The organism is Leeuwenhoekiella sp. A2 (genome assembly GCF_047946655.1).
Taxonomy (GTDB): domain Bacteria; phylum Bacteroidota; class Bacteroidia; order Flavobacteriales; family Flavobacteriaceae; genus Leeuwenhoekiella.
Genome location: NZ_CP172311.1, coordinates 1,034,895 through 1,054,508, shown reverse-complemented (window position 1 = coordinate 1,054,508; position 19,614 = coordinate 1,034,895). Strand labels below are relative to the sequence as shown.

Here is a 19,614-nt window from a genome sequence, read left to right as displayed (position 1 = left end):
ATCATATGTTTAACAGAGATCGTTGGAGTGAAATTATAGAAGCTTTAAATAGTAACTGGTTTAGAACCCTGCTTACCGCTTTTGGTGTGCTCTGGGGTATTTTTATTCTGGTTGTTCTGCTTGCTGCTGGGAAAGGTCTTGAAAACGGGATAAAGAAAGATTTTGGGAACATTGCAACTAACACTATGTTCATGTGGACGCAGAGTATCTCAAAATCTTATAAAGGCCTTCCTAAAGGGAGAGAATTTCGCTACGATCTTAATGATGTTAGGGCAATAAAAGATAACGTACCTCACTTACGCTTTGTATCTCCCAGAAATCAGTTAGGTGGTTTTGGTGGAGCAAATAATGTGGTACGAGGCTTAAATACAGGGGCATTTAATGTGTACGGTGATTATCCTGAAATTATAAAGCAACAGCCTATGGATATCACCAGTGGGCGCTTTGTAAATTATGGAGATATAGAGCAAAAAAGGAAAGTAGCGATCATAGGAGAAGGAGTGAAAACTGCGCTTTATGAACGAGAAGAAGATCCTATCGGAACTTACATAAAAATAAACGGGGTGAACTTCATGGTCGTAGGAACCTATAAAAAGGTTGCAAGTGAAGGAGATGCTGAAGAGGATCAAAAAGAAATTTATGTTCCCTTTACTGCTTTTTCCCAGGCATTTAATCAGGGAGAAAAAGTAGGGTGGATGGCCATTACTGCAGATGATAATAGTTCTATTACCGAATTAAAAAACCAGATTTTCACTGTAGTGAAAAAGAATCACACCATTCATCCTGATGATGATCGTGCGATTGGGGATTTTGATCTGTATCAACAATATCAAAAAGTAGAGGGGCTGTTTTTTGCCTTGAGAATAGTAGCCTATTTTGTTGGGATTTTAGTGCTTTTATCGGGGATTATTGGGATAAGTAATATTATGCTTATTGTCGTGAAAGAGCGCACAAAAGAAATAGGAATTAGAAGAGCATTAGGTGCAAGCCCATGGTCTATAAGAGTTCAAATCCTTATGGAATCTATGGTGCTTACAATTTTATCTGGAATGATGGGGATATCGCTTGGCGCATTTCTTATTTATATACTAAATAGCTATCTGGACTCTAATGGTCCCGTAAATATGTTTGCAAACCCCAGTGTTGATCTCGGTACCGTGCTTGTAGCTTTAGCTATTTTAATATTTTCAGGATTATTTGCCGGTTTCATACCAGCCCAAAATGCAATTAAAATTAAACCGGTAGACGCTCTGCGTACAGAATAGAATCAATCAGTTAAAACGAATATCAATATAACCATGAAGAAATCAGTCACCATTATCATCTTAGCTGTTATAGCAATAACATTTGTTGGAGCGCTGTATTATTTATATCAGAAGAATCAGGAAGATCCTGTGGTTTACACAACCGAAACTCCTACAAAAGAAACGATCATTAAAAAGACCGTGGCTACAGGAAGTATTGTGCCACGTGAAGAAATATTGATCAAGCCTAATATTTCAGGTATAATCGATGAGATTTTTGTGGAAGCAGGAGAATTTGTACAAGCCGGCGATCTTATAGCAAAAATAAAAGTTGTGCCTAATGCATCGTCTTTAACTACTGCAAAAAATAGTATTGCCAGTTCACGAACTGCTGTAGAAACTGCAAAACTTGCTCTTGATAATCAAAAAAGTATTTATGAAAGGCAAAAGGCTCTTTATGAGAAAGGGGTGGTTTCTGCCAATGATTTTGATAATGTACAGCGTGAATACAATCAAACAGTTCAAAATTACAAGCAGCAGCAATTAAGTTTATCATCTGCACAACAAAACTATGATATCGTTAAAACAGGTACTACGAGCGGGTTAGGTAGTGCAGCTACAACATCGGTTAGAGCAACAATAACAGGTATGGTTTTAGAAGTACCTGTAAAAGCGGGGAATCAGGTTATTGAGGCAAATAACTTTAATGACGGGACTACAATTGCATCTCTGGCAGATGTTAATGAAATGATCTTTCAGGGTAAAGTTGATGAGAGCGAAGTTGGAAAAATAAAGGAAGATCTCCCTTTAGAAATTACCGTAGGTGCTATCGAAAACAAAAAATTTGATGCTGTTCTCGATTATATAGCACCTAAAGGAGTAAGTGAGAATGGTGCAATTCAATTTGAAATTAAAGGCACGCTTAATAAATCTGATACTACTTTTATACGTGCAGGTTTAAGTGCTAACGCGTCTATTATATTAGCGCGTGCAGACAGCGTTCTAGCTGTAAAAGAGGCTTTGGTGCAATTTGATTCCAAAACTCAGAATCCATATGTTGAAGTTCAGAAAGGGGATCAGGATTTTGAACGAAAAGATGTAGAGCTCGGTATAAGTGACGGGATAAATGTTGAGATCAAAAAAGGCTTAGATGCCAATGATAAAATTAAAGTGTGGAATCCTGTAAATCCTGCAACCAATTTTAGTCGCTCATAAATTTTAAGGATTGTGTAACATAACTTCCGTTTTATATACTAATCACCCAGAAATCCGATTATGAAGAATTTTTTTCCCTTAATAATTACCCTATTTTTAGTAGGAATACTTAATGCGCAAGAAAAAAAATGGACATTACAGGAATGTGTGGCCTATGCATTAGAGAATAATATTACTGTTCAACAAGGTGAATTAGATATAGAAAATGCGGCCTTAGATAAATTAGATGCATTTGGAAATCTAATTCCTTCTGTGAACGGGTCTGCTACAAATTCATGGAACACAGGTTTAACCCAAAACGTAACTACCGGTGTGCTTCAAAGCCAGACAACCAGAAACTTTTCTGCAGGCCTTACTGCCAGCGTAACACTTTTTGATGGTCTACGTAATTTTAAGCAATTTCAGCGCGCTAAACTGGCAAAGCTTGCTGCCCAATATAGTTTAGATAAGATAACAGATGATATTTCTCTTCTGGTAGCAAACAACTTTCTGCAGATCTTATTAAATAAGCGAAATCTTGAAGTAGTTGTAACTCAAAATCAGGTTACAAAGCAGCAACTTGAAAGAACTCAAGAACTTGTTGATGGTGGTGTTCTTCCTCAAGGCGACCTTCTTGAGATACGTGCTCAGGATGCAAGTGAGCAACAGAGCATTGTTGCTTCAGAAAATGCGGTAGAAATATCTTTAATAAGTCTTGCTCAGCTACTAAGAGTTGAAGATTATAAGAATTTTGATATATCTGATGATGAATATGCAATCATGGGTGATGATATTCTAAATCGCTCTGCAGCAGAAATTGTTGAAGGAGCTAAAGACAATAGAAATGAAATCAAAATAGCTCAGATGAATGCAGAATTGGCTCAAAAGGATGTTGAAATTGCTAGAGGAGCTTCGTGGCCTACTTTAAATGCATTTGTAAGCTATGATACTCGTGAATCTGGAGCAGGTCAGTTTCTTGATCCGGTAATTGATCCTGATGAACCTACTCGAGAAATAGGTTTTGTGCAGTCTACAAATGAAGTGGTTGTTGCTCCTAACACCCTTTCAACAATTGGTAGTCCATTACCGTTCTTTGAGCAATTGTATTTGAATGACGGACTTAATTACGGTTTTCAGCTAAATGTACCTCTTTTTAATGGTTTCGCAACGCGTAATCAGATCAATAGAAGTCAGGTAAATGTAAAAAGAGCAGAACTTAATCTGGAGCAGGCTAAGCTTGATCTAGAGTCTAATGTTTATCAGGCATATCTTGATGCAAAAAGCGCTCGTAAAACATATGAGGCTGCACAATCTGCTGCAGAAGCACAAGAATTAGCTTATGAATATGCAAATGACAGATATGATGTTGGTCTTACAAATGCCTTTGACCTAAGTCAGGGTAAACAGCGCTATGATAATGCTCAAATTGAGCTTAACAGAGCGAAATATGATTATATTTTCAGAATAAAAGTAGTAGAGTTGTATTTTGGTATTCCTATCTCAGAAATTAAATTTTAAAAAATGAGTAAAAAAACTATTATAATTATTGTTTCAATTGCTGTCATTCTTATCCTTATTTTAATAGGAGGTAAGAAAGCCGGTTGGTTTGGGAACTCAGGAGAGTTTAAATCTGTAGAGGTTAAGGAAATTCAGAAAATGAATATTACTGAAACCGTAGCGGCCACCGGAAAAATACAGCCTGAAATTGAAGTTAAAATATCTTCTGAAGTCTCTGGTGAGATTATAGAACTTCCTGTTAAAGAAGGGCAACAGGTCACTAAAGGTGATTTGCTTGTAAGAATCAATCCAGATCTTATACAGTCTGCTCTTACGCAATCACAGGCATCATTACAAAATGTGAAGGCCGGTCTGGCTCAGGCAGAGGCAAGTCAAAAAATGGCTGAATTAAATTATAATAGAAATAAGCCTCTTTATGAAAAAGGTGTTATTTCAAAATCAGATTGGGATCAAACGGTTTCAGATTATGAGATCGCTCAGGCTAATGTAAAATCTGCTTATTACAGTGTACAAAGCGCTTCAGCTAATGTGAAGCAATCCAGAGATAATCTGGAGCGTACTACTATTTATGCTCCTATCACAGGTACTATTTCAAGCCTTAGTGTAGAGCTGGGTGAAAGAGTTGTGGGTACAGCGCAAATGGCCGGGACAGAGATTATGCGTGTTGCAGATTTGGGTAACATGGAAGTAGAAGTTGATGTTAACGAGAATGACATCGTAAAAATAGATATAGGTGATTCTACTAATGTTGAGGTAGATGCTTATTTAAAAACTCAGTTTAAGGGGCAGGTAACTGAAATTGCTAACTCGGCAGAAAGTAATCTTACTGCAGATCAGGTAACAAATTTCAAGGTTAAAGTGAGAATCTTAGAATCATCTTATCGTAACCTTACCGAAGGTAAACCTGAAAGTTATTCTCCTTTTAGACCGGGAATGACAGCAACAGTAGATGTTATTACAAATAGCAAACCTAATGTTCTTGGTGTACCTATTAGTGCGATCGTAATAAAGAATGATACCACTACGACACGTAAACCGGGAGAAACGCCGTCTGCTGTAACCGGTGACAAGCAATTTGAATGTGTTTATGTGAAGAAGGGTGACGAGGCTAAATTGAGAGTTATAGAAACCGGTATACAGGATGATACTAATATTGAGATCACTTCCGGACTTCAAGAAGGTGAAGAAGTAATTGTTGGCCCTTATAATACCGTTACTAAAAGTCTGAAAGACGGCGACAAGGTAGAAGAGCAGCAAGGACCGGGTCTGGCAGATTCAAAATAGGTAGAAATGGCTCTAATTCTATGTCTTGAGACTACTACGACAAACTGCTCTGTAGCAATTGCTAAGGATGGGGAGGTTGTCGTTTTAAGAGAAGATATGGGGCTCAATTATTCTCATGCTGAGCGCTTACACACGTATATTGCAGAGGTTTTAGAATCTTCAGATTTTAGTTTTAATGATCTGGATGCAATAGCAGTTAGTAAGGGTCCGGGTTCTTATACCGGACTGCGAATAGGTGTGAGTTGCGCTAAAGGGTTGTGTTATGCTCTCGAGATTCCTCTTTTAGCGATAGACACTTTAAAATCTATAGCAATGCAGGTTGCTTCTCCTATAGACTACATTATCCCAATGCTGGATGCTCGTAGAATGGAAGTTTATAGTGCAGTATTTAGTAATGATTTTGAAAAAATAAGAGATACTGAAGCGCAGATTCTCGATAATCATTCTTTTGAATATTATCTTAATAAAGGTAAAACAGCATTTATTGGTAATGGCGTTTTGAAGTTTAAAGAATTAACAGAGCATGAGAATGCGCTGTACTTATCTGAAGCCCTACCGTCTGCACGAGAGATGGCAATTTTAGCCTATAACAAATACAAAATAGGCGATTTTGAAGATGTCGCCTATTTTGAACCGTATTATTTAAAAGATTTCCTGGTTACAAAACCAAAGAAAGTTTAAGATCTTTTTTAATCTTCACTTTCATTATAAATGTGTACATCGCGTTGAGGGAATGGTATTACGATACCGGCTGCCTCAAGTCTTCTTTTTCCTTCTTCTAAAATATACCAGCGAAGATTCCAGAAATCTTCATTTTTAGCCCAATATCTTAAAGATAGATTTACAGAACTATCTGCAAGTTCTGCTACCACGATCATAGGAGCAGGGTGTGGATCGCCCAGAACGGTTTCCTGCTCGTTTACAAGACCCAGTAGAATATCTTTTGCAAGTTTGATATCACTATCATAATGGATGCCCCAAGTTTGTGCCTCTCTACGAATACCTGTAGATGTATAATTTACGATATTGTCATTAGAAAGTTTTCCGTTTGGGATAACTGCTTCCTGATTTCCAAAAGTGATAATGCGTGTGTTGAAAATAGAAATTTCTTTTACGGCACCATCTACGCCTTGTGCAGAAATCCAGTCACCTACTTTAAATGGCTTCAGCAATAGAATTAAAACACCGCCAGCAAAATTAGAAAGCGATCCCTGCAATGCAAGACCTACCGCTAATCCTGCAGCACCAATTACAGCAACAAGTGAGGCAGATTCTACTCCCAGTTGTGTAATCACTAAAACGAAAAGGATAATTTTAAGCGCCCAATTTATAAGATCTGCTATAAATTTTTCAAGAGTTACTTCATAGTCTTTCCTTTCAAAAAATTTATGTACAAAACGATTGATAAATTTGATTACCCATAATCCTACAAATAGCAAAACTATTGCAGTAATCAAGTTAGGCAGAAAATCTATTACTTTCCTTACAAAATGCTCGGCGTATTCTGTGTATTTTTCGGGATCCATAGTTATATTTTGGTTTGCAAATTTCAGCATTCTATTCTGTGTGTTAAAATAAGAACTGTTTAATTAAAGTTAATTTTCCAGCAGTTTTAGGGCTTCAGGGACTGTTTTTACAGGGAGTTTACATGCATTATTCACGCAAACATAAATCCAGGTGTCATCATCATCCCAACGTCCTTCAAAGATGTCAAGGTCGTCTTGTTCTTTTGTGGTTGCAACAATAACCGCATTGGGTATAAAATTGGCATAGAGTTGATCTCTTTTAGCTTCAGCGTCTTTCCCGGTAATTACAATTTCATAAAATGGATGTGTATAATCGAGCATCAAGTCTAGCCAATTGCTATAACTCGATGGGTAGCTTTCAATATCTGCACTCACATTATGCAGCATTTGTGCTGCCTTTTCAGTATAGCTGGCATTAAAAGTAAGGTGGCTTAATTTATAGAGATTCTTTGCCATTATTGAATTAGACGCCGGTATCACATTGTCGAGATACTCTATGCTTCTCGAGACCAAAGCAGAATCTTCATCAGAAGTGAAATAAAACATCCCGTTTTTTGGGTTGTAGAAGCGATTTATGGTGTATTCTGTGAGGTTTTTAGCCGAAATAAGCCATTTTTTATCTGCTGTTACCTCAAATAAATTAATAAATGCCTGTATAGTTGAAGCATAATCTTCAAGATATCCGTTAATGGTACTTTTTCCTCCTTTATAATTTCGGTTTAGTCCGCCGTCAGGTCGTATTTGGTTATCTCTAATGAAATTGGCATTTTTAAGAGCCAGATCGAGAAAATCATCCTCGTTGAAAACACGATATGCATCTACGAGGCCATTTGCCATGTGACCATTCCAACCTGTTAGAATTTTGTCATCAAGTCTAGGAGCTGGTCTCTTTTCGCGAAAGCTTAGCAATTTTTCTTGCCATTCTTTTTTCTTTCTGGAAAAATCTGATGAATCAAGATTATGTTCTGCTACAAAATCTTCATCGCTATCCTGACGAATCAAAACATAATTATTTTTCTCCCAATAGCCGTAATTATTCACATTATAATACGCGCTAAACAGATCAAGATCATCCTTAATTTCGCTTTTAAGCTCCTCTTTTGTAAAAACATAATAAGCACCTTCTTCAAGAGAATCAGTTTTATTTTTGCTATCTGCGTCAAGCGCGGAATAAAAACCTCCCGAAGCATCTAGCATTTCACGTTTTACAAAATCTACAGTTTGATATACCACATCCTTATAGAGCGGATCTTTTTTAAGAAGGTAAGCATCGCTGTACAAGCTTAACAATTGACCGTTATCATAAAGCATTTTCTCAAAATGTGGAATATGCCATTTTGTATCTGTACTGTATCGTGCAAACCCGCCGCCTATCTGGTCGTACACACCGCCAAAGGCCATTTGCTCAAGCGTTCTATGCACATAGCTAGACAGCGCATTATTATCTTCCTGATAGGCGTAGCGCATTAAGAAAGCGTAATTGTTAGGCATCATAAACTTAGGAGCTCTGTTTAAGCCGCCCTGTACAGTATCGAAGCTATGAGACCACTTTTCTACGCTTTTTGCGAGGATAGATTTATCAAATGAAGGCTTGCCTTCTTTAAGATCGATAACATCCATCTGCTGCAGACCCTGTTCTAATTTTGAAGCATAATCGTAGAGTTTGTCTGGGTTATCCTTGTAAAGCGACGAAATCTGCTGCAGAGCATCAATCCAGTTGTCTTTAGGGAAATATGTGCCACCCCAAACAGGTCTCCCATCTGGTAAAATAATTACATTAAGTGGCCAGCCACCGCCGCCAGTCATGAGTTGAACCGCATTCATATATACATTATCAACATCTGGGCGTTCCTCACGATCAACCTTAATGCTCACGTAATTTGAGTTCATAACATTTGCTACTGCCGTGTCTTCAAAACTCTCATGTTCCATTACGTGGCACCAATGGCAAGAGCTGTAGCCTATGCTTACAATCAGAAGCTTATTTTCTTCTTTGGCTTGTTTAAGCGCATCATCACTCCACGGCTGCCAGTTTACAGGATTATGTGCATGTTGAAGTAAATAGGGGCTAGTTTCATTTATAAGTTCATTTGTATATGCGTGGTCCATTTTGTTATTAGATTTAGTATCACATGAAATTGTAATCAACACTACAAGAGCGAACAAGCAAAAAATAAGAGGGCGAAATGTATGCATAGATTAATTTACAAATAAAAAATATCCCGTTACCAAAAAATGATAACGGGACATTATATTAGGTTTTGTGAATTTACTTGATTTCAAAAGTAATTTTAAGATTCACCCGGAATTCTGTTACCGTATCGCCTGTTACTACAGCGCTTTGCTCGTTTACATACACAGATCGAATATTCTTAAGCGTTTTTGATGCTTCTTTTACTCCATTTGCTGTGGCCTGTTCCCAACTTTTATTTGAGCTGGCCAGAACTTCAATAACCTTTAATACTGCCATTTTTTCGATTTTTAGTTAAATTATTAACGAATGCTCAAATTACGATAATAATAAAAGCTAAAAAAGCGTATATGGCTAATATTTTAAGAAAACTATCCGTTAATTGCTTCTACCTGATTAATCTTGCTGGGTAACATCTCTTTCAGCATATTTTCTATTCCGTTTTTAAGGGTAAACGTAGAAGAAGGGCAGCCACTACAAGCACCTTGTAATATAACTTTTACATTTTTTGTGTCAGGATCATAATTTTGAAAAAGAATATTTCCTCCATCACTTGCAACAGCAGGTTTTACATATTCTTCTATGATGTTTACAATCTCTTTTGAGATATCATCCATCTTCTCAAATTCTACCTCTTTTTTACTTTCTACTTCCTGAGGTGTTTTTATAAGTTTTTCGGTAATGATCTCTTTACCTTCTGCGATATAGTTACGTATGAATTCACGTATTTCAAGAACAACTTCATCCCATTCTATAACGTCATATTTTTGAACGCTAACATAGTTCTTGTCCATAAAAACCTCTTTTACAAAAGGAAAATTAAAAAGAGCCTTAGCTAGCGGTGCATGTTTAGCTTCCTCTATATTTTTGAACTCGTGTATTTCTGTAACGATCTTTTTGTTACTTACAAACTTTAATACTCCTGGGTTAGGCGTGCTTTCTGCATAGATAGTAACCGGTATTTTTGTACTTTGATTATCTTCTATGATAACAACACCATTATCGTTAAGATAATCCTGAATTTGTGTTGATAGTTCGTTTTGAATATCAATCCATTCAACAATATTATACTTTTCTACGGCTACAAAATTTTGTGCTATGTATACTGTTTTTACGAAAGGAAGGTAGAATAATTGCTGGGCAAGCGGCGAATTCTTAGCTTCGTCGATATTCTTAAATTCATAACTATTATGTTTAACCAAAAATGCGTTTGCCTGAAATTTTTTAATGGCAGCATTTGATGTGGGCTCTATTGATATATTAAACTTGCTCATGTACTAAATTTTGAGCAAATTTACGCAAATTGATGATGTTACTGCTTAAATATTATAATTATACAGTGCATAAGTAAATAGGAATTAGTTAGATTTGAATTCTTGATTCTGCGGTGCATAATGCTCTGAAGGTCTCGCTTCTTAACAAAAAGAGCTTTGAAAAAAATTATATCGGTTGTATTTCTCCTAATGATCGCTACGGGCTTTGCACAAGATGGTGTGCCGGTTTACTCAGATTATCTTTCAGACAATTTATATCTCTTGCATCCCTCAATGGCAGGTGCAGCAAATGCGAATCAAATACGGTTAACTGCGAGGCAGCAATGGTTTGATGTAGAAGATGCTCCTAATTTGCAAACATTAAGTGTAAACGGCAGGCTGGGAGAGAGAACTGGCGTAGGTGCGATTGCTTTTTCAGATGAGAACGGATATTTTTCGCAGAAGGGACTTTACGGTACTTTAGCTTACCACCTTTTACTTTCCAGAAATGTTATAGACTTAAATCAACTATCTTTTGGTGTCAACGTTGGTATTATACAAAACGTTCTCGATGAGACGAGTTTTGATATGACAGATTTTGACCCTCTAATAAGCGGGGGTAGCCAAAGTGATGTGTTCTTTAATGTAGATATTGGTATGTCATATTATTTACTAGACTTCTATGCGCATGCTACGGTGAAAAACTTAGTAGAAGCCAGAAAATATCTATATACAGGTGATGCAGAAACTCGTGGGCAGCGTAACTATATTTTGTCTGCAGGTTATGTGTTTGGCAGATATGGCAGTTTGTGGAAATATGAGCCTTCTTTAATGTTTCAGGCTAAAGAGAAAACTGGCGAAAGTGCACTTGACGTAAATTTCAAAGTCTATAGAGAATTTGACTGGGGACAATTATGGGGCGGTTTATCGTATAGAAGAAGTCTGGATGGTGCAGAATATATAAATAGTGGCAACTCGGTTAAAAGTCAGAAATTAGATTATATCACTCCTATAATTGGCATCAATTACGGTAATTTTCTTTTCGCTTATACCTATTCGTATCAGAATAACAATATTGTGCTTTCTAACAGTTTTCATCAGATCACTTTAGGATATGACTTTGGCAAGCGCCGAGAGCCTTACGATTGCAACTGTCCAGCCATTAATTAGAAATCGAGGTAACTTATATCTTTATTCGCATCTACGTCATTTATAAGCTGTGTTAGTACTTTAGTTTCTAAATTAGAATATAGCAAGTGAGCTGTATGATCTCTTTCTGAAGCTAATAATTCGTTATTAATAAGTATTTTATGCGTTTGTCGCGCAACTGCTTCTCCAGAATCTATTATAGTTACATGTTCTGGTAAAAGCTCTTTAAGAATAGGTAAGAGGTATGGGTAATGACTACAGCCCAGTACCAGGTAATCTATATTTTTTGCAAGCATAGGCTCCAGATAATGAGCCAGTAATTCACGCATTTCATCTGTATGTAATTTACCTGCTTCTATGAGTTCTACTAAACCCGTTCCTTTAACTTCTGCCACGTCAATCCCATTTGCGTACATGCCTGAGGTTTTAGCAAATAATGAGCTGGATAGTGTGCCTTTAGTGGCAAGTATGCCTATAGCTTTATTTGAAGAAAGTAGAGCAGCGGGCTTTATTGCTGGCTCTATGCCTATAAAAGGAATATCATAAGTTTCTCTTAAGAGCGTGATGGCATTTGTAGTGGCAGTGTTACAGGCAACTACAATTATTTTGCACCCTAAACTTATAAGTAGCTCAGTATTTTTAATCGACAATTTCTGAATTTCTTCAGCCGATTTTTCGCCGTAGGGGGCGTTTTTTACGTCTGCCAGGTAGATTGTATTCTCATTAGGGAGCAGCGTAATTATTTCTTTCCAGATAGAAGTGCCGCCTACGCCACTGTCAAATACGCCTATGGGGTTATTATTCATTTTCTAAAATTAAAAAAACCGCCGTAAAAAGGCGGTTTTTTGAACTATTTAGGCTGATATTTCTACTTAAATACCTAATTCTTTCTTTACATCTGGCATAAGGTCGTAACCGTCTGCTAATATAAGACCAGCACCGGTTGTGCTATCCATTACATATTGATATCCTTTAGCGCGAGCTACTTTTTGAATGGCAGTACGTGCTTTTTCATATACAGGCTTTAAAAGCTCTCCTTCTTTTTTCTGAAGATCACGAAGCGCGTTTTGACGAAATTCCATTATAGAATTACGTGTTTTTTCAACTTCTGCCTGGCGCTTTAGGTTTTCTTCATCAGTTTTTGTTTCTGCTTCACGACCGTAACGCTCCATTGTTTGTTGAAGTCCGGTACCCATTTCCTGAATTTGAGAATCGTAAGAAGTTTGTAGTTTCTCAAGATCTGCCTGTGCTTGTTTGTATTCTGGCATTTGGGTAAGTAATTCCTGTGTTGCAATATGTGCAATTTTAGAATCCTGTGCATTCATAAATCCGGACGTTCCTAAAATTAGAGCAATCGCTACAACTAGGGTCTTCATGTGTTTCATTTCAAAAAAATATTAAGTGTTATAATTAATTCTTGTAAAATACCTCATTTTGTCTTAACCCTGAGGTTAGGGGATATTGTTTTTACTGTTTGATACAGAATCTTTTTTACGCTCTCTTGCCTGAATAATAGAATCTCTTTTTTTCTGGCGTATTTCTAAAATTGAATCTTTTCGCGCTTGACGCTCTTTTAGAATCTGTTGCTTGCGCTCTTCTGCACTCATTTCTGGTTTACCTTCTTCTGTTTTTACAGGAGTAGCCTCATTACCTTTATTATTTCTGGCAGCAGCGATAGAGTCTTTCCTATTTTGACGCTCTTCTAATAAGCGCTCTCTGCGTTCTTTAAAGGCTTTTTCTTTAGCAGCTCGTTCTTCTTCACGTTGCGTCTGTCTATCTTCTATTAACTTTTCACGTTCTTCGCGCTTAGCATTAGCCTCCTTCTCGCGTTCTGTAATTTCTTGCTGTTGCTCTACAGTAAGAGCCTCGCTTTTCTCAAGTTCGTTTTTATCTTTTTTACTATTTACCTGCTTCCTTTTAGAGGCGCGGTTAATGCTTAGTAAAACCTGATCACTTATGTCATGGCGCTCACTGGCATAAAGCATAACGAGATCTGCAGATTTATCAAAAACAAAATCATATTGTCTGTTTTTTGATATCTCCTGCACAGCGTTAAAAACCTGATCTTGCACTGGCTTAACCAGATTACTGCGCTGTATCATTAGATCACCCTGAGGGCCAAAACGTTTTTGTTGATAATCCTGAATCTCATTTTTTAAAAATGAAATCTCATCTTCCCGTTCTTCTATCAATTCCTGTGTTAGAAGTACGCGCTCATTATCAAGCGTTTTTTGCATTTGTTCAACTTCAGCAAGTTTAGAATCGATCTCATTTTTCCATTCATTAACTCTATTGTCAAGTTGACCCTGAGCTTCCTTATATTCAGGAACATTCTCAAGTATATAATCCATATCTATATACCCAATACGTATGCTACGCTGTGCTTTAACTGATATGCCTGCGAACAGCAGAGCGAGACCTAGTAAAAGAACTTTGTTTCTCATAAGCATTGATGGTATTAGAAAATATCGTGCCAAATTAAAATTGTTGTCCAATTATAAAGTGAGTTTCCCAACCGTTAGCACCTCCTAAGGTACCCGGAATAGGATCAAACCCATAACCAAAATCAATCCCCAGTAAACCAAAGGCTGGCATAAAGATACGAATCCCGGCACCGGCAGATCTGTTTAATGAGAACGGATCAAAGTCTTTAAAATTGTCAAAAGAAGCACCGCCTTCAGCGAAAGCTAACATATAGATAGAGGCTGATGGTTTTAATGTGATAGGGTAACGCAATTCAAATTCAAATTTGTTGTAAACCGTAGCACCATCACTAGAGGTTAAAGTACTATTCTCTGCACGATCCTGAGGTACTACAGACTGGTTAGGGTAACCACGTAAACGTATTACTTCACGACCATCGAGAGCGTAACCTCCTAAACCGTCACCACCTAAGAAAAAGCGGTCAAATGGAGGGATACCACGATCATTGTTGTAGGCGCCTAAGAAACCAAATTCTGCTTTACTACTTAGAACAAATTTACCTACAAGCTGTGTGAACCACTGGCCTTCAAATTTAATTTTGTAATACTCTAACCAGTTAAAACGCTCCTGATCAATTTTTGCTATTGCTTCAGAATCATTATTGTCAACAGCTTCTGCTCTCTGTTCTGCTAATTCTTTATAGTCAGTACCATTCCATGCAGAATATGGAGGAGTCAATTTCGCCGTAAGGTTAAATTTAGATCCAGAACGCGGGAATATTGGGTTTACATCACCTTCATTACGTGATATACCTATGGTATATGCAAGATTTTCTGCAGATCCATTTCCAAATGTAAAGAGTCCCACATTATAGTTCTTCAAATCAAAATGCTGAAAACTTATTGCGTGTGATAATTGGAAGTAATTATCAGGTTTTTCAAGTCTTTTTGCCAGTCCAATAGAACCCCCGGTAATTAAGAAACGACGATCCTTGTCTACATCTGCTCCTCTCGTAGAATAGTTATATAGGTATTGAATACTATGTGAAAAGGAGAATGAGAACTGTACCGGTTTTTTACCACCTAACCATGGTTCTACTAATGAAGCACTATAGGTTTGATAATAAGTACTTGCCTGAGCACGTAAGCTAAACTTCTGCCCATCACCCATAGGTAAAGGCTGATAAGCTTCTTTATTAAATATATTTTGAATAGAGAAGTTGTTAAATGAAAGACCGAGGGTCCCCACAAAACCACCGCCACCGTAACCTCCTTGTAGCTCGATCTGGCTGGCTCCCTGCTCTACAACATCATAATTAATGTCAATTGTACCAGCATAAGGATCTGCATTTAAAAATTGAGGATTCAGCTGTTCCGGATCAAAGAAACCTGTTTGCCCAAGTTCTCGTACGGTTTGCAAAACGGCAGCCTGGCTATAACGCTTACCTGGAGCTGTACGCAGCGTACGGTAAATAACGCGATCGTTAGTTTTTTCATTACCTGCAACTGTTATTCTGTCAAAATAAGCCAGTTTTCCTTCTGTAATCCTGATTTCGAAATCAATGGTGTCATTTTCCACATTTACTTCAACAGGATTTATTGTAGAGAAAAGGTACCCACTGTTTTTATATAAGTTTGAAAGATCATCTGCATCAGGATCACCTTCTTTAGCTATACGCTCTTTTAAAAGAACCCCGTTGTAAACATCCCCTTTTGCAAGACCTAATTGATTTGCCAGTTGTCTGTCTGTGTAAACAGTGTTTCCTAAGAAATTGATGTCTCCTATGTAATATTTTTCACCCTCTTCCACATTAAGTTTTAATGTGATCAGGTCTTCACCAGAATGAATTAAAGTGTCTGAGGTTATACGCGCATCGCGAAAGCCTTTTTCTTTGTATTTGTTGACTACAGCTTCTTTATCTTCTTCATAATCATCTGCGATATATTTTGAACGCTTCCAGAATCTAATTAGATTTTTCTTCTTGGTATTTTTCATCTGTTTGCGCAACTTAGCGTCAGACAGTTGTTCATTACCTTCAAAAACGATATCATCTATTTTTACCCTGTCGCTCTTTTCAATATTAATAAGCATGTCTACTTTTTCTGCTTTAGTAGAATCTTCAACAGGACGAGTTATTATATTAACTTTAGAATTGAGATAACCTTCTTTTTTGTACTTGTTCTCAATGTAGAATTTAGTAGTAGTGATTAAGTTTTCTGTAACCTTAGCGCCCTTTTTTAGATTGTTGTCATCTATAAGCTCTTTAGTTTTCTTTTCCTTAATACCGGTAATAGTAACCTTATTAAGCTCAGGTACTTCTGTTATTTCAAGCTGTAGGTCAACAACATTGCCGTTAATGTTAGTAACATATAAATTAATGTCACTGAACAAGTCCAGACTCCATAATTTTTTAATTACATTACTTATGCGGTCACCGGGAAGATAGAGTACATCTCCGGTTTTTAAGCCGGTATACGCTATAATGGTTTGCTCGTTATATTGAGTAGAACCTACTACAGAAATCGTACCTATCTCATATTGCTTGCCGTCTGCAACGGGAAGGTCATTTTGAGCTTGAAGGGTTGTGTAGGTAAAGCAGTAAAATAAAACTGCTATAATCAGGGCTTTTTTAGGCATCTGCTTAATTAATTTGCTCACTCGTCTTTCCAAATCGTCTTTCTCTTTGTTGGTAATTATAAATTGCTTCGTACAGATGATTTTTTCTAAAATCGGGCCAGAGAACTGGTGTAAAATAGAGCTCTGCATAGGCTATTTGCCAAAGTAAAAAATTACTTATGCGTTGTTCTCCACTCGTGCGAATAAGGAGATCAACATCTGGCATATCATAGGTATACAAATGCTCATTAATGACTGCCTCATCAATTAAGTGTGGCGAAATTAAGTTTTTTTTAACTTTTTCACAGATATCCCTTACGCTTTTTACCAGCTCTTCGCGCGAGCCGTAACTAAGGGCTAACGTTAATCTAAGACCGGTATTGGCTTTTGTAAGTTCAATAACTTCCTGCAGTTCTTTTTGGGCTTTGTCAGGAAGGGAAGATAAAGCGCCAATGGCGTTTAAAGAAATATTATTGTCCTGAAGGGTTTTGATCTCTTTTTTTAAGGAGGAAACCAGCAACTTCATTAAAGTATCTACTTCAATTTTAGGTCGGTTCCAGTTTTCTGTAGAGAAAGCATACATGGTTAGGTGGTCTATACCTAATTCTGCAGCAGCTTCAACCGTTTGTCTTACAGCTTTGGTTCCTTTTTTATGACCAGCCACTCGCATGAGGCCCTGCTTTTTTGCCCAACGACCATTGCCGTCCATGATGACAGCTATGTGCTTAGGTAATTTTTTTCGATCTATTTGATCTATAAAATCCATTTATCAGTACTTAAAAACCGCAGTAACACGGTCGTCTGCCAAAGGTATATGTAAGGGTTAAACCGCTAAACATATACCAGTCGTTATTATTAATATTTCCGAAGCTCACGTTGCCATATTCCTTGGTTGAGGGAACACTACCATCCAGATTATCTGTGAAGGTATATCGTGCGCCCATTTCAATAGCCAGAACAAAATGGTCTGCCACCGCTGCTTTAAAGCCTATCACCATTGGTATTGCCACGTTCCAGGCTGATCCCGTATTGACCAATTCATCAATATTAGGATCAAGAGCAAATTCATCGTGATTAAAATACGTGAATCCCGTATATAAGTACGGTGTTGCAGGTCTCCCTCCTTCATGCATGTCAAATTCCCAAAAGGTGTATTCCAGACCTAATGATGCTTCAATTAACTTACTTTCAAATTCATAGCCGCGCAGATTACGTCTGGTTTCTTTTGACTCTGTATCCTTTCCTTCTATGTTTCCTGCCAATAAGCTGAACCTAAAGGAGTGACGCGGACTGCGATTCCATTTTAATATACCACCAAAAACGGGTGAAGTGGGATTGATGTAATTGGTCTTACCCACATCCCCTATGTAATTAGCTCCTCCTGCATAAACGCCAATTTCATAAGTTTGGCTCTGTGCTGAAAAACAGTATAAAATGGCGATTATACCAATCGTCAAATACCTCATAGGCTTTAAAAGTTTGCAAATATAACAATAATGTTCAGGCTACGACAAAATGCGTAAAATAGTCTTCCTGATAAACTTAAAATGCTTCGCTTTATTGCTTAGTTGCGTTTATCTTCTCCCCATAAAAGTTTTTTGCGCAGTGTTGTAAGAAAGGTGTCTTCTTCTAAAACTACAAGCTTTATTGTAAAAGCCGCTTTTTTTAATGTTATTTCAGTTTCTACGGGAAGTGTCGCAATGCGAGAATCTAATGATATGAGGTGATTCTTTTCTCGTCCAGAGACCTTAAGTGTAATTATTGTATCATCTGGCACTACAAGTGGTCTAGCATTAAGATTATGTGGTGCTATAGGAGTCAAAATGAAACTCGATGTGTTGGGCATAATTACAGGGCCGCCACAGCTTAATGAATAACCCGTGGAGCCAGTAGGTGTTGACACAATTAAGCCATCTGCCCAATAACTTGTAAGCTTCTCGCCATTTAGATACGTTTCTACAGAGATCATAGAGGTTGTATTCTTGCGGCTTACAGTTATTTCATTTAGGGCAAAATTGAGATTCTCAATGCCTTCTATAGCTCTGCCATCTACCTCTACAGCTACAAGAGAACGCTCAGAAATCGTATAATTCTTGTTTATAATATCTTTTATTGAAGAAGCTATTTTTTCTTTTTGAATTGAAGCTAAAAAACCAAGCCTCCCGGTATTTATCCCTACAATAGGGATGTTGAGATCGCGCACATAAGTAATAGTCTGTAATATCGTTCCATCTCCTCCTATGCTGAAAAAAATATCATAGCTGTTATCAAGTTCTTCAAAGGTGCTAAAGTGACTATATGTTTTCTCGATCTCTTCATTCTCATGAATTAGTTTGAGAAAGTTTTCTTCAATAATTACAGTCACACCTTTTTGATCTAAGATATCAAGAAGCTGCTGTACATAGATTCCGGAATTAGTATGGTAAAATTGACCGTAGATGCCTACTTTCATAGAGTGAGCTTTCAGGATTATATATTTAAATACTTCTCGAGATAATTAGAACGATCTCTAAGATCCTTTATAAATGCATCCTCCTGATGATTTGACAATATCACATATCCATATCTTCTAAAAGCCTGTAGAATATCATTAAAGCTAACATTAGTACCTAATTTTATTGATATCTGAACTACATCATTTTCCATTTTAGATATAAAAAGACCCAGCACTTTACCATCATTAGATTCTATGATCTGGCATATTTCGCTAAAGCTATAATCTAAAACTCCTCGTTCTACTACAATAATACTCCCATGTTCACTTAAAAATGGTGTATTATTAAAATAGCTCATAACATCAGACAGTTCATAATACCCCAAATAGTGGTTAGTATCATCTAATACGGGCATAATGTTGGTGCTGTTCTGAGCGAAAATTTCTAAAATATCTAACCAGTTAGTCTCTTCTTTAACAAAAAATCCTTCGTACAGGTGTTTTTGATTGCCTATGATTTCTTCTGCTTTGTGGCAATGCACATCATTCTCAGCTAGACAGCCTAAAAAAATATCGTCTTGCATAACGGGAACATGGGAGTATGTGGTCTGGGAAAAAAGATCCTGAGCCATTCCTAATGTTTCGCTTTCTGCTAGAGGTTCTATATCGTTTATTATGTAGTCCTGAATATTCATATGTCGTAATGCAATTTAATTAAAATAATTAAGGGCATACCTTTGTCCTACTTCGTATTTTTGCGAGGTAAAGTTACAATTATTGC

The 19,614-nt window shown here is 37.1% G+C and carries 18 protein-coding genes; 6 read left to right on the top strand and 12 right to left on the bottom strand.

Annotated features, from left to right (window positions below; all coding sequences use genetic code 11):
• Window positions 1-5: 5 nt before the first annotated feature.
• Genes ACH3PA_RS04735 through tsaB form a run of 5 tightly spaced genes read left to right on the top strand, consistent with a single transcriptional unit; the run spans window position 6 to window position 5,921 of the window.
• On the top strand, window positions 6-1,265 hold the full coding sequence (locus tag ACH3PA_RS04735; RefSeq protein ID WP_416439834.1) for an ABC transporter permease: 1,260 nt from the start codon (window positions 6-8) through the stop codon (window positions 1,263-1,265).
• A 33-nt stretch (window positions 1,266-1,298) separates the two neighbouring features.
• On the top strand, window positions 1,299-2,459 hold the full coding sequence (locus ACH3PA_RS04730) for an efflux RND transporter periplasmic adaptor subunit (RefSeq protein WP_416439837.1): 1,161 nt from the start codon (window positions 1,299-1,301) through the stop codon (window positions 2,457-2,459).
• A 60-nt stretch (window positions 2,460-2,519) separates the two neighbouring features.
• Window positions 2,520-3,956: a TolC family protein gene (locus tag ACH3PA_RS04725; protein ID WP_416439839.1), complete on the top strand. Its 1,437-nt coding sequence runs from the start codon at window positions 2,520-2,522 to the stop codon at window positions 3,954-3,956.
• 3 nt (window positions 3,957-3,959) lie between these two features.
• A complete protein-coding gene (locus ACH3PA_RS04720) occupies window positions 3,960-5,240 on the top strand; it encodes an efflux RND transporter periplasmic adaptor subunit (RefSeq protein ID WP_416439841.1) in 1,281 nt (426 codons plus the stop codon).
• A 6-nt stretch (window positions 5,241-5,246) separates the two neighbouring features.
• Complete coding sequence (gene tsaB, locus ACH3PA_RS04715) at window positions 5,247-5,921, top strand: tRNA (adenosine(37)-N6)-threonylcarbamoyltransferase complex dimerization subunit type 1 TsaB (RefSeq protein ID WP_416439843.1); 675 nt, start codon at window positions 5,247-5,249, stop codon at window positions 5,919-5,921.
• Window positions 5,922-5,929: 8 nt separating this feature from the next.
• On the opposite strand, the gene ACH3PA_RS04710 is transcribed toward tsaB, so the two are convergent.
• From ACH3PA_RS04710 to ACH3PA_RS04695, 4 genes are all read right to left on the bottom strand, one after another.
• The gene (locus tag ACH3PA_RS04710) at window positions 5,930-6,766 is read right to left on the bottom strand and encodes a mechanosensitive ion channel family protein (RefSeq protein WP_416439845.1); all 837 of its coding nucleotides are present in this window, start codon (window positions 6,764-6,766) and stop codon (window positions 5,930-5,932) included.
• 69 nt (window positions 6,767-6,835) lie between these two features.
• Window positions 6,836-8,875, bottom strand: coding sequence for a thioredoxin domain-containing protein (locus ACH3PA_RS04705; RefSeq protein WP_416439847.1), 2,040 nt, complete (start codon window positions 8,873-8,875; stop codon window positions 6,836-6,838).
• Window positions 8,876-9,035: 160 nt separating this feature from the next.
• Entirely contained in the window at window positions 9,036-9,236 is a 201-nt protein-coding gene (locus ACH3PA_RS04700; RefSeq protein ID WP_416439849.1) for a dodecin family protein, read from the bottom strand.
• 92 nt (window positions 9,237-9,328) lie between these two features.
• Window positions 9,329-10,231: a NifU family protein gene (locus tag ACH3PA_RS04695; RefSeq protein ID WP_416439851.1), complete on the bottom strand. Its 903-nt coding sequence runs from the start codon at window positions 10,229-10,231 to the stop codon at window positions 9,329-9,331.
• Between the two features lie 156 nt (window positions 10,232-10,387).
• Between ACH3PA_RS04695 and ACH3PA_RS04690 the strand changes: the two genes are divergently transcribed.
• A complete protein-coding gene (locus tag ACH3PA_RS04690; RefSeq protein WP_416439853.1) occupies window positions 10,388-11,380 on the top strand; it encodes a type IX secretion system membrane protein PorP/SprF in 993 nt (330 codons plus the stop codon).
• Here ACH3PA_RS04690 and murI read toward each other — a convergent pair.
• From murI to ACH3PA_RS04650, 8 genes are all read right to left on the bottom strand, one after another.
• Window positions 11,377-12,165 carry a glutamate racemase gene (gene murI, locus ACH3PA_RS04685; RefSeq protein WP_416439855.1) on the bottom strand — a complete coding sequence of 263 codons (789 nt, stop codon included), beginning with the start codon at window positions 12,163-12,165 and terminating at the stop codon, window positions 11,377-11,379. The two genes, ACH3PA_RS04690 and murI, sit on opposite strands and share 4 nt — an antisense overlap.
• 66 nt (window positions 12,166-12,231) lie before the next feature.
• On the bottom strand, window positions 12,232-12,744 hold the full coding sequence (locus ACH3PA_RS04680; protein ID WP_416439857.1) for an OmpH family outer membrane protein: 513 nt from the start codon (window positions 12,742-12,744) through the stop codon (window positions 12,232-12,234).
• 66 nt (window positions 12,745-12,810) lie between these two features.
• Window positions 12,811-13,803, bottom strand: coding sequence for an OmpH family outer membrane protein (locus ACH3PA_RS04675; RefSeq protein ID WP_416439859.1), 993 nt, complete (start codon window positions 13,801-13,803; stop codon window positions 12,811-12,813).
• Between the two features lie 34 nt (window positions 13,804-13,837).
• On the bottom strand, window positions 13,838-16,420 hold the full coding sequence (locus ACH3PA_RS04670) for a BamA/OMP85 family outer membrane protein (protein ID WP_416439861.1): 2,583 nt from the start codon (window positions 16,418-16,420) through the stop codon (window positions 13,838-13,840).
• Between the two features lie 4 nt (window positions 16,421-16,424).
• Window positions 16,425-17,165, bottom strand: coding sequence for an isoprenyl transferase (locus ACH3PA_RS04665; RefSeq protein WP_416439863.1), 741 nt, complete (start codon window positions 17,163-17,165; stop codon window positions 16,425-16,427).
• Between the two features lie 10 nt (window positions 17,166-17,175).
• Entirely contained in the window at window positions 17,176-17,865 is a 690-nt protein-coding gene (locus tag ACH3PA_RS04660) for a DUF6089 family protein (protein ID WP_416439865.1), read from the bottom strand.
• A 98-nt stretch (window positions 17,866-17,963) separates the two neighbouring features.
• Complete coding sequence (locus ACH3PA_RS04655; protein WP_416439867.1) at window positions 17,964-18,851, bottom strand: NAD kinase; 888 nt, start codon at window positions 18,849-18,851, stop codon at window positions 17,964-17,966.
• Window positions 18,852-18,868: 17 nt separating this feature from the next.
• A complete protein-coding gene (locus ACH3PA_RS04650) occupies window positions 18,869-19,528 on the bottom strand; it encodes a CBS domain-containing protein (protein ID WP_416439869.1) in 660 nt (219 codons plus the stop codon).
• Window positions 19,529-19,614: the final 86 nt, after the last annotated feature.